The 10,701-nt window shown below is 61.9% G+C and carries 9 protein-coding genes; all 9 read left to right on the plus strand.

What is annotated here, in order from left to right:
* Positions 1-91 precede the first annotated feature (91 nt).
* The 9 genes from CWO91_RS28110 (at position 92) to trbJ (ending at position 10,693) form a co-directional block, all read left to right on the plus strand.
* On the plus strand, positions 92-1,855 hold the full coding sequence (locus CWO91_RS28110; protein ID WP_130218169.1) for a relaxase/mobilization nuclease domain-containing protein: 1,764 nt from the start codon (positions 92-94) through the stop codon (positions 1,853-1,855).
* 36 nt (positions 1,856-1,891) lie between these two features.
* On the plus strand, positions 1,892-3,880 hold the full coding sequence (locus CWO91_RS28115; protein ID WP_130218171.1) for a conjugal transfer protein TraG: 1,989 nt from the start codon (positions 1,892-1,894) through the stop codon (positions 3,878-3,880).
* Between the two features lie 6 nt (positions 3,881-3,886).
* Positions 3,887-4,312 carry a CopG family transcriptional regulator gene (locus CWO91_RS28120; protein WP_130218173.1) on the plus strand — a complete coding sequence of 142 codons (426 nt, stop codon included), beginning with the start codon at positions 3,887-3,889 and terminating at the stop codon, positions 4,310-4,312.
* A 134-nt stretch (positions 4,313-4,446) separates the two neighbouring features.
* Positions 4,447-5,781 (plus strand): MFS transporter, encoded by a 1,335-nt coding sequence (locus CWO91_RS28125; protein WP_130218175.1) that lies wholly within the window; start codon positions 4,447-4,449, stop codon positions 5,779-5,781.
* Between the two features lie 229 nt (positions 5,782-6,010).
* Positions 6,011-6,925: a P-type conjugative transfer ATPase TrbB gene (trbB, locus tag CWO91_RS28130; RefSeq protein WP_208753077.1), complete on the plus strand. Its 915-nt coding sequence runs from the start codon at positions 6,011-6,013 to the stop codon at positions 6,923-6,925.
* A 1-nt stretch (position 6,926) separates the two neighbouring features.
* Positions 6,927-7,250: a TrbC/VirB2 family protein gene (locus CWO91_RS28135; RefSeq protein WP_130218179.1), complete on the plus strand. Its 324-nt coding sequence runs from the start codon at positions 6,927-6,929 to the stop codon at positions 7,248-7,250.
* Positions 7,250-7,513: a VirB3 family type IV secretion system protein gene (locus CWO91_RS28140; RefSeq protein ID WP_130218181.1), complete on the plus strand. Its 264-nt coding sequence runs from the start codon at positions 7,250-7,252 to the stop codon at positions 7,511-7,513. The genes CWO91_RS28135 and CWO91_RS28140 overlap by 1 nt, the downstream gene beginning before the upstream one ends.
* Positions 7,514-7,523: 10 nt before the next feature.
* Positions 7,524-9,965, plus strand: a complete 2,442-nt coding sequence (trbE, locus tag CWO91_RS28145) for a conjugal transfer protein TrbE (RefSeq protein ID WP_130218183.1) — start codon at positions 7,524-7,526, stop codon at positions 9,963-9,965.
* The gene (trbJ, locus tag CWO91_RS28150; RefSeq protein WP_130218185.1) at positions 9,962-10,693 is read left to right on the plus strand and encodes a P-type conjugative transfer protein TrbJ; all 732 of its coding nucleotides are present in this window, start codon (positions 9,962-9,964) and stop codon (positions 10,691-10,693) included. Before trbE ends, trbJ begins: the two co-directional genes overlap by 4 nt.
* The last annotated feature ends 8 nt before the right edge of the window (positions 10,694-10,701 follow it).

Genomic DNA, 10,701 nt, shown 5'->3' on the forward strand with positions numbered 1-10,701 from the left:
TCGGGGCGCGTGCCGCGCCTTGCTTTTTCACGAAGGCAATCAAAGGCGTTTTCGGCACCGTGTGCGGTTTTGATTGTTGGGGGGTCCTGCCGTGAGCGTGGGCGACAGCGAACTGCGTATTCGCCCTGGGCGCATCCGCAGTAGCCGCGCGCCGAAGCCGAAGAGCTTCATCAACCAGGTGCTACGCGCGGCGAAGAAAGCCGGACATACCTCGGGGCAGACCGCGGCCGGTAGGCGTTCTGCGGCCTATGGGTGCTCGACGTTTGGCCGCGGGCGCCTCGCCTTTAGCCGCGCCAGATTGTTCAGCCCGACGCGGCGCGTTGTGGTGAAGGCGCGCGTAGTTCGTCACAAAGGGCGAGCCTTCCGTTCAGCACCGCTGACCGCCCACCTCTTATATCTGAAGCGCGACGGCGTGACCCGGAGCGGTGAGCGGGCCGAGATGTTCGATGCCCGCAGCGACCGCGCCGATAGTGCCGCGTTCGCGGAACGGTGCAAGGACGACCGCCATCATTTCAGGTTCATTGTCTCGCCAGAGGATGCCGGCGACATGACCGACCTGAAGGCCTTTACCCGGGACCTCGCCAAGCAGATGGAGACGGATCTCGGCACGCGGCTCGATTGGGCGGCCGTTGATCATTGGAATACCGACAATCCTCACGTCCATCTTCTCGTTCGGGGCATAGATGAAGAAGGGGCGGATCTCGTGATCTCCCGCGACTACCTCGGCCGAGGCCTTCGTTCACGCGCCGAGGAACTGGTCGCGATCGAACTGGGTCCAAAACCGGAGCACGAGATCCGCAATTCGCTGGAGAGGGAAGTCACGGCGGAGCGATGGACGCGGCTCGACCGGGAGATCCGGCTAGCGGCCGACGAGACCGGCTATATCGATCTTCGCCTAGAGAATCCCGGCAAGTCCGATCCTGAGATCCGGCGCCTGATGATCGGTCGCCTTCAACACCTGGAGAAGATGGGCCTTGCCGCATCCGCCCTACCGGGGGAATGGATGGTCGGGCTCGAGGCCGAGCGTAGCTTGCGCGACCTCGGCATGCGCGGCGACATCATCAAGACCATGCACCGCGCCTTCACCGAGCGTGGGGAAGCGCGCGGCGTTGCCGACTTCGTCATCGAAGGTGGACAGCCAGAGTCCCAGATCATCGGACGGCTGGTCGACCGTGGATTGCACGACGAACTGACCGGCGAGGCCTACGCCCTGATCGACGGAACAGACGGACGCGCTCACCACACGCGCTTCCGAGGCCTTGAGGCTCTCGACCACGCACCGCCGATCGGCGGAATCGTCGAAGTCCGACGCTTCGGTCAGAGCGGCGATCCGCGGCCGACCATGGTGCTCGCGATCCGCTCCGATCTCGATCTTGGTGCGCAGGTCACCGCGAGAGGGGCGACCTGGCTCGACCACCACCTGATCGAACGCGACCCCATGCCGCTCGCCATGGGTGGCTTCGGCCGCGAGACCCGCGACGCCATGGAAGCCCGCACCGAGCATCTGATTCAGGAGGGCCTGGGACGGCGGCAGGGCCAGCGCATCATCCTGCAGCGCGACCTCCTGAACACGTTGCGCCGGCGCGAACTGGACGAGGTGGCCGCAAAAATCACGACCGAGACCGGCCTGCCTCATGTAAGCGCCGCCTTCGGGGAGCATGTGGCGGGCACGTATCGCCAGCGGCTGACGCTCACCTCGGGACGCTTCGCCATGATCGATAATGGGCTCGGCTTCCAGCTCGTGCCCTGGTCGCGCGAACTCGAGAAGAGGCTCGGCCAGCACGTCACCGGCGTCGTGAAGGACGGCGGTGGCATCGAATGGGGTTTGGGTCGCAAGCGCGACCTCGGCCTCTAACAATCTCTCCAATTCAGTTGCGGAAGGACGTTCAGAATGTCCGGAACCAAAATCCTCTGGGGACAGGTGATCGTTGTCGGCCTGATCGTTTTGCTGGCCATCTGGGGAGCAACCGAGTGGACGGCTTGGCGGCTCGCCTATCAACCGGAGCTTGGGCGGCCCTGGTTCGAACTGTTGGGCTTCAAGATCTATTACCCGCCGATCTTCTTCTGGTGGTGGTTCGTCTATGACGCCTATGCACCTCAGGTCTTCGTCGAGGGAGCCTTCATCGCAGCGTCAGGGACTTTCGTTTCGATAGCGGTAGCGATCGGCATGTCGGTCTGGCGGGCGCGCGAGGCCAAGGACGTCGAGACCTATGGTTCGGCGCGCTGGGCCGATGCGCGAGAGGTTCGAGCGGCCGGGCTTCTCGGTCCGGACGGTGTGGTGCTGGGCAAGCTCGAGCATGACTACCTTCGCCATGACGGACCGGAACACGTGTTGTGTTTTGCACCCACCCGGTCGGGCAAGGGTGTCGGCCTCGTCGTTCCCTCGTTACTGGCTTGGCCCGGCTCGGCCATCGTGCACGATATCAAGGGCGAGAACTGGCAACTGACTGCCGGCTTCCGCTCGCGGCATGGCCGCGTCTTGTTGTTCGACCCGACCAACCGAAAATCCTCAGCCTACAACCCGCTCCTCGAGGTCCGGCGCGGGGAATGGGAGGTGCGCGACGTCCAGAACGTCGCCGACGTCTTGGTCGACCCCGAAGGCTCGCTCGATAAGCGGAACCATTGGGAGAAGACCAGTCATTCCCTCTTGGTCGGCGCCATCCTCCACGTCCTCTATGCCGAAGCGGACAAAACCCTGGCCGGAGTCGCTGCATTCCTCTCCGACCCGAAGCGGCCGATCGAGAAAACGTTGAAGGCGATGATGACCACCGCGCATCTTGGCGGGCAGGGCGCTCATCCGGTGGTCGCCTCGACCGCGCGCGAACTCCTCAACAAATCCGAGAATGAACGTTCCGGCGTCCTGTCCACCGCGATGTCATTCCTCGGGCTCTACCGCGATCCCGTCGTGGCCCAGGTGACCAGCCGCTGCGACTGGCGGATTGCCGATCTGATCGCAGATAGCCGCCCGACGACGCTTTACCTCGTGGTGCCACCGTCAGATATTTCTCGGACCAAGCCGCTGATCCGTCTGGTGCTGAACCAGATCGGTCGTCGCCTGACCGAGGATCTGCACGCCCGCGACCGCCGGCATCGCGTTCTGATGATGCTCGACGAGTTCCCCGCACTTGGGCGGCTTGATTTCTTCGAGTCCGCGCTCGCCTTTATGGCGGGGTACGGCATCAAGAGTTTCCTGATCGCGCAGTCGCTCAATCAGATCGAGAAGGCCTACGGGCCCAACAACGCCATCCTCGACAACTGCCATGTCCGCGTCAGCTTCGCGACTAACGACGAGCGGACGGCGAAGCGTGTGTCCGACGCGCTCGGTACGGCGACCGAGATGAGGGCGATGAAGAACTATGCCGGTCACAGGTTGAACCCCTGGCTGGGGCACTTGATGGTCTCGCGGCAGGAGACGGCAAGGCCGCTGCTGACCCCGGGCGAGGTCATGCAGCTTCCGCCGATGGACGAGATCGTCATGGTGGCGGGCACGCCACCGATCCGAGCGAAGAAGGTTCGCTACTACGAGGATCGGCGATTCACCGAGCGGGTTCAGCCGCCGCCCGATCCGGCGAGCGCCGGCCGGTCGTCACGAACGGACGGATGGTCAGCGCTCGGACCGTTGGAGCCGACGGCAGGTCCAACTGACAAAGCCGCGGAGGCCGAGGAAGATACGGCGAACAGCGGGCTCCGTCGTGAGCCCGAACTCCCCGATCACGTCGCGATCGCCAAGGAGACAACCGAACCGACACCGGCAGAGGAATTTGCCGCCGTTCTTGACGACGACGAGGATGCGGTCCGTCAGTCCCGGCTCATACGCCAACAGATGCGTGGGGGCGCCCGTCAAGTCGCTATGGACCCGAATGACGGTATGGAACTCTGAGGCCATATGCGCGACCGGATGAACGTCTATTTCCCGCCTGAGCTTCTGAAACAGATCTCGGAACTCGCCGATCGCAAGAAGCTTTCCCGGTCCGCGATCGTGGAAGCGGCGGTTGCTTCGTTTCTGTCACCGGACGGCGCGGACAGGCGGGAGGCGGCGTTTACCCGTCGCCTGGATCGGCTTTCCCGTCAAATGCAGAGGCTGGAGCGTGACGTTGGTTTGACGGCTGAAAGCCTGGCGCTCTTCATTCGCTTCTGGCTGACGATCACACCTCCGCTACCCAACGACGCGCAGGCGGCCGCGCAGGCAAAAGGCCGGGAGCGCTTCGAAGGATTTGTCGAGGCGCTTGGGCGCCGTTTGCAAAAGGGGCAAAGCTTTCTGCGCGAGATTCCAGAAGATATCTACCGTCAGGAACCGGCTGAGGAATCCTGACCGAACGTCCTGGATGCGCTATCGCGCCGTCCCTTCTTTTTCTACGCCAGCCTACGACCACAGCAATTTGGCCGAACTGACAAAAAGCTGGACGCGCTATCGGCTCGAAAGAGCTGACAGCGAGAGGGGCCGGCATGCAACTTTCAAAAGGATGGTGTGGAATTGCGCGCGTTTTTCTCCCTTTCGCTGCTGGATACTATCTTTCGTATCTGTTTCGAACGATCAACGCTTTGATCGCAAGTCATCTCAGCTCGGATACCGGGCTTGGGACTGCCGACCTCGGGTTGCTCACGTCAGTCTACTTCCTTGTTTTCGCGGCGGCTCAGATCCCCGTCGGCATATCGTTGGACCGATTTGGTCCGCGTCGCGTCCAGAGTGTTCTGCTCTTGCTCGCAGCAGTGGGCGCCGGACTGTTCGCAGTATCGACCGGCTTCCTGTCACTTTTAATCGCGCGTGCCATGATCGGGCTTGGCGTGGGGGCGGCGCTGACGTCAGGGCTGAAGTCCATCATCCTCTGGTTTCCCAGGGAACGAGTTGCCTTGCTCAACGGCTACATGATCATGCTGGGCTCGCTAGGAGCGGTGACCGCTACAGCTCCCGTCGAACACCTCCTCGCCTGGATGGGCTGGCGACAGCTCTTTGAAATTCTGGCGGCCGCTACCGGCGTGACCGCCGTTCTTATCTATGTCGTGGTGCCCGAACGAGGCATTGTCTCATCGATAGCGTCAACCCCCGCGACCCTTCGCTCCGTCTTCGGCGATCGGCGCTTCTGGCGAATGGCCCCGTTGTCGGCGACTTGCGTTGGATCAGCCTGGTCTCTGCAAGGACTGTGGGCATCACCGTGGCTGACCGACGTGGAGGAGCTTGATCGCACAAGTCTCGTCCGACAGCTTTTCATAATGTCGATCGTCTTGAGTTGCGGTGCCTGGTTGTTCGGTATGACGGTCCACTACGTCAAACGAAGAGGAATCGGGGCGGAGACGATATTGGCGATGGTTGCGGTGCTGTTTATCGCAGCCGAGTTAGTCTTGATCCTGCGAGCGCCTCTGCCGTCCATCTTGCCCTGGTCTGTCGTCGCAATTGTCGGAACAGCAACCGTGGTCAGCTTCGCGGTAATAGCAGATTACTTTCCGCCGGAGCTTGCTGGTCGAGCCAATGGCGCCTTGAACGTCTTGCACTTTGGCTGGGCTTTTCTGGCACAATCCGGGACAGGCTTGATCCTGGAGCAATGGTCTGCGAATGATGGCCATAGGTCCGTCCAAGCCTATCAGGTCGCATTCGGCCTCAACGTGGCAGTGCAGATCGCGACGTTGGTCTGGTTCGCGCTGGCCTGGCACCGATCCAACGCTTCGTGGATGAGTTCAATCTTCGCCTTCAAGCAGGCGGATGCTTCCTACGCTGTCGAGTCAGTTGGTCTGTGTGAGGATACGGTCATCCTGCAGCCCGCGGATGACGATGGGGAGTGGTGAGCAGCGACTCGCGACGAACGGATACGATTACGTAGCCGTCAAATATCAGTTCTCAGTCTTCCTTTTTCTACGCCAGCCTACGATCTCCGAAAGCGCTTGTTGCGCCAAGCACATTGGTGCCTTTTCTAATTGCTCCATCTGAGGTCGCTCTTTGGGCGTCCTCATTCGGTGAGAGCGAACGGTGGCAATCCATTCCTTACAATCGGAAGCGAATTCGCGAGGCGCGCGAATGCTGCGGAGCGCGCTTGGCTCTGCGATTGCCGGTTACCTCGAAGATGAAGCGATCATCGAGGTGATGCTCAACCCGGATGGTCGGCTGTGGATCGACCGGTTGTCGAATGGCCTGATCGACACAGGCGAAACTCTCTCCGCAGCCGATGGTGAGCGCATTGTGCGCCTGGTAGCGCATCACGTCGGTGCGGAGGTGCATGCCGGCGCGCCACGGGTCTCGGCCGAACTGCCGGGAACGGGCGAGCGCTTTGAAGGTCTCTTGCCTCCGGTCGTTGCCGCCCCGGCCTTTGCGATCCGCAAGCCCGCCGTCGCCGTGTTTACGCTCGATGACTACGTCGCCAAGGACATCATGTCCTCGGAGCAAGCCAGGATCCTGAGGGACGCGGTCGCCGCACGGAAGAACATCCTCGTCGCCGGCGGGACATCGACCGGCAAGACCACCTTGACGAACGCGCTCCTGGCCGAGGTGGCAAAGAGCGCCGATCGGATCGTTCTGATCGAGGATACGCGCGAACTCCAGTGCAAGGCGCCAAATCTTGTAGCTTTGCGGACCAAAGATGGCGTGGCGACGCTATCGGATCTCGTTCGGTCCTCGCTGCGACTGCGTCCTGATCGTATTCCGGTTGGCGAAGTCCGAGGCGCCGAGGCACTCGATCTGCTCAAGGCCTGGGGCACCGGTCATCCTGGCGGCATCGGCACCATTCATGCGGGCACCGCGCTCGGTGCGCTGCGGCGGCTCGAGCAGCTTATCCAGGAAGCTGTCATCACGGTTCCGCGCGCCCTGATCGCCGAGACCATCAACCTCGTTGCTGTGCTCACGGGGCGCGGCGCCGACCGTCGTCTCGCCGAACTCGCCCTGGTCACGGGGCTTGGTGCCGCCGGCGACTACAGCCTTTCTCTAGCAGGAGACTGACATGCGTCAGCAATTTCACTTTCTTCGAGGTGCATCGTTGACCGCCTTCGGCACGGTGCTTTTGGGAGCGGCGCCGGCATGGGCGGCTGGCTCGAACATGCCATGGGAGCAGCCACTCAATCAGATCTTGCAATCGGTGGAAGGGCCGGTCGCCAAGATCATCGCTGTCATCATCATTGTCGTGACTGGGCTCACGCTGGCGTTCGGGGATTCGTCAGGCGGTTTCCGGAGGCTGATCCAGATCGTGTTCGGTCTGTCGATCGCGTTTGCCGCCTCGAGTTTCTTCCTGTCGTTCTTCTCCTTCGGCGGCGGCGTGGTGATCTGATGGATGATCAGGTGGCAGGCTTTTTCGTGCCCGTTCATCGCTCACTCACTGTGCCGATCCTGATGGGCGGCGCGCCGCGGTCGGTCGCGATCGTCAACGGCACGCTGGCGGCAGCCCTTGGACTCGGACTGCGGCTCTGGATCGCGGGTCTCGTCCTCTGGTTCATCGGCCACATGGCCGCCGTCTGGGCCGCCAAGCGCGATCCCGCCTTCGTCGATGTGGTGCGCCGACATCTGCGCATTCCCGGCCATCTCAACCTCTGAGTTATCGGTCATGTTGAACCTTGCCGAATATCGCCCTTCCAGCGCACGCCTCGCCGACTTCTTGCCTTGGGCAGCCCTTGTCGACGAAGGAATCATCCTGAACAAGGATGGCTCGGTTCAGCGGACGGCAAAGTTCCGGGGACCCGACCTGGATAGCGCAGTGCCCGCTGAACTTGTCGCCGTCGCCGGCCGTCTGAACAACGCTGTGCGTCGCCTCGGATCCGGGTGGGCCGTATTCGTTGAGGCGCAGCGTCATTTCGCTGGGGCCTATCCTCCGAGTACATTTCCGGATGTCGCGTCCGCGCTGGTCGACGCGGAACGCAGGGCTCAGTTCGAGGAGGCGGGCGCTCATTACGAGTCCAGCTACTTCTTGACCTTCCTCTTTCTGCCTCCCGAGGAGGGAGCGGCTAAGGCGGAGCGTTTGCTCTATGAGGGTCGGGATCGCACAGTTGGCGCAGATGCCTGGGAGGTGCTGCGCGGGTTTGTCGACCAAACCAACCGCGTGCTCGGCCTCCTTGAAGGGTTCATGCCAGAATGCGCCTGGCTCGATGATCAGGATACGCTGACTTATCTGCATTCAACGATCTCGACCAAACGTCATCGGGTGCGGGTGCCCGAGATTCCGATGTACATCGATGCGCTGTTGGCCGACCAGCCGCTGACCGGCGGGCTAGAGCCGATGTTGGGCTCAGCCAATCTTCGGGTCCTGACGATAGTCGGCTTTCCGGGCGCCACGACCCCGGGAATTCTGGACGACCTGAATCGCCTGCCATTCTCTTATCGTTGGTCAACCCGGGCGATCATGCTCGACAAGACCGATGCCACCAAGCTGCTGACTAAAATCCGCCGCCAGTGGTTCGCGAAGAGAAAATCCATCGGCACCATCCTCAAGGAGGTCATGACCAACGAGGCATCGACGCTGCTCGATACCGACGCCCACAACAAGGCGATAGATGCCGACGCGGCGTTGCAGGAGCTGGGATCCGATCAGATCGGACAAGCATTTGTTACGGCGACCATTACCGTCTGGGACGGTGATCCCAATGCTGCTGATGAAAAGCTCCGCCTAGTCGAGAAGGTCATTCAGGGGCGCGATTTCACCTGCATGATCGAGACGGTAAACGCCGTCGAGGCCTGGCTCGGCAGTCTGCCTGGGCACGTCTACGCCAATGTCCGGCAGCCACCGATCTCAACTATCAATCTCGCTCATATGATTCCGATGTCGGCAGTATGGGCGGGTGAGACGCGGGACCTGCACTTCAAGGGGCCACCCCTTCTGTTCGGCAAGACCGAGGGTTCGACCCCGTTCCGATTCTCTCTCCACGTCGGCGACGTCGGCCATACCCTTGTGGTAGGACCGACAGGCGCTGGCAAGTCAGTGCTGCTCGCGCTGATGGCGCTACAGTTCAGGCGCTATCCAAACTCACAGGTCTTTGCGTTTGACTTCGGTGGTTCGATCCGGGCGGCCGCCCTCGCCATGGGCGGTGATTGGAATGATCTCGGCGGTGCATTGTCCGACGCAGGTGAAGAACCCGTCGCCCTGCAGCCGCTGGCCTGGATTGATGATCCATCCGAGCGCGGATGGGCGACGGAGTGGATCGGCGCGATCCTGGCACGAGAAAACATCGAGATCACCCCTGAGGTCAAGGATCATCTGTGGTCGGCGCTGACATCTCTCGCTTCGGCGCCGAGGGAGGAACGCACCCTGACGGGTCTGTCAGTTCTCCTGCAATCCAACTCCCTGAAGCGTGCCCTACAGCCTTATTGCCTGGGCGGTTCCTCCGGGCGGCTGCTCGATGCCGAATTCGAGCGCCTTGGTGAAGCTTCGGTTCAGGCGTTTGAGACTGAAGGGTTGATCGGAACGAGCGCCGCCCCAGCCGTTCTGGCTTACCTCTTTCATCGGATCGGAGACCGTCTCGACGGCCGGCCGACACTTCTCATCGTCGACGAGGGCTGGCTCGCGCTTGACGATGAAGATTTTGCCGGTCAACTCCGGGAATGGCTGAAGACGCTCCGGAAGAAGAACGCGTCCGTCATATTCGCCACCCAGTCACTGTCGGACATCGATGGCTCCGCAATCGCGCCGGCGATCATCGAAAGCTGCCCAACACGCCTGTTGCTGCCGAACGAACGGGCGATCGAACCGCAGATCACTGCCATCTACCAACGCTTCGGCCTCAATAACCGCCAGATCGAGCTTCTGAGTCGGGCCACGCCAAAGCGCGACTACTACTGCCAGTCCCGTCGCGGCAACCGGATGTTCGAACTTGGCCTCGGTGAGGTTGCGCTTGCATTCACCGCAGCCTCTTCCAAGACAGACCAGGCTGCCATCGCGCAACTCCTCGCCGAAAATGGACCAGACGGCTTCGTGCCAGCCTGGCTCCGGCATCGTGACGTCGCTTGGGCCCTCGACTTGATCCCCAACCTCGTCAATCTGGAGAAATCGCTATGAGGCGTCTTGGCCTATTGGCGGCTGCTGGTGCCGTCGCGCTGATGCTCGATGCCACGGTGCCGGCGCGAGCCCAATGGATCGTCTTCGATCCCAACAACTACGTCCAGAACGTCCTGACCGCCGCGCGAGAGCTCCAGCAGATCAACAATCAGATCACCTCGTTGCAGAACGAGGCGCAGATGCTGATCAATCAGGCCAAGAACCTGGCAAGCCTGCCGTATTCGTCGCTGCAGCAACTGCAATCCTCGATCCAGCGGACTCAGCAATTGCTGGCCCAGGCGCAGCGCATTGCCTATGACGTCCAGCAGATCGATCATGCCTTCTCGACGAGCTACGCGCCAGCCGCCAGCAGCCAGTCGGATCAGTTGCTGATCTCCAATGCTCAATCGCGCTGGCAGAATTCTTATGCCGCAACGCAAGACGCGCTTCGTGTCCAGGCCGGCATCGTTAGCAACCTCGACACCAACCGCGTCCAGACCTCCGCGCTCGTCAGCTCAAGCCAAGGCGCTAGCGGTGCCTTGCAGGCAACACAGGCCGGCAATCAGATTCTGGCATTGAACGCGCAGCAGCTCGCCGACCTCACGGCTGTCGTGACGGCGCAGGGCAGGGCGCAAAGCCTTGAAGCCGCGCAACGCGCGGCGGCCCAGGACCAGGGCCGCGAACAGCTCCGGCGCTTCCTGACACCGGGGCAGGGCTATCAATCATTCAACGTGCAGATGTTCCACTGATGACCGAC

The organism is Bradyrhizobium genosp. SA-3, from assembly GCF_004212635.1.
Taxonomy (GTDB): domain Bacteria; phylum Pseudomonadota; class Alphaproteobacteria; order Rhizobiales; family Xanthobacteraceae; genus Bradyrhizobium.

What these genes read in the sequence shown, in the direction of transcription:
- trbB (WP_208753077.1), top strand. Translation starts at nt 6,011, where the DNA reads ATGCTGCGGAGCGCGCTTGGCTCTGCGATTGCCGGTTACCTCGAAGAT.
- CWO91_RS28115 (WP_130218171.1), top strand. Translation starts at nt 1,892, where the DNA reads ATGTCCGGAACCAAAATCCTCTGGGGACAGGTGATCGTTGTCGGCCTG.
- CWO91_RS28135 (WP_130218179.1), top strand. Translation starts at nt 6,927, where the DNA reads ATGCGTCAGCAATTTCACTTTCTTCGAGGTGCATCGTTGACCGCCTTC.
- CWO91_RS28140 (WP_130218181.1), top strand. Translation starts at nt 7,250, where the DNA reads ATGGATGATCAGGTGGCAGGCTTTTTCGTGCCCGTTCATCGCTCACTC.
- trbE (WP_130218183.1), top strand. Translation starts at nt 7,524, where the DNA reads ATGTTGAACCTTGCCGAATATCGCCCTTCCAGCGCACGCCTCGCCGAC.
- CWO91_RS28120 (WP_130218173.1), top strand. Translation starts at nt 3,887, where the DNA reads ATGCGCGACCGGATGAACGTCTATTTCCCGCCTGAGCTTCTGAAACAG.
- trbJ (WP_130218185.1), top strand. Translation starts at nt 9,962, where the DNA reads ATGAGGCGTCTTGGCCTATTGGCGGCTGCTGGTGCCGTCGCGCTGATG.
- CWO91_RS28125 (WP_130218175.1), top strand. Translation starts at nt 4,447, where the DNA reads ATGCAACTTTCAAAAGGATGGTGTGGAATTGCGCGCGTTTTTCTCCCT.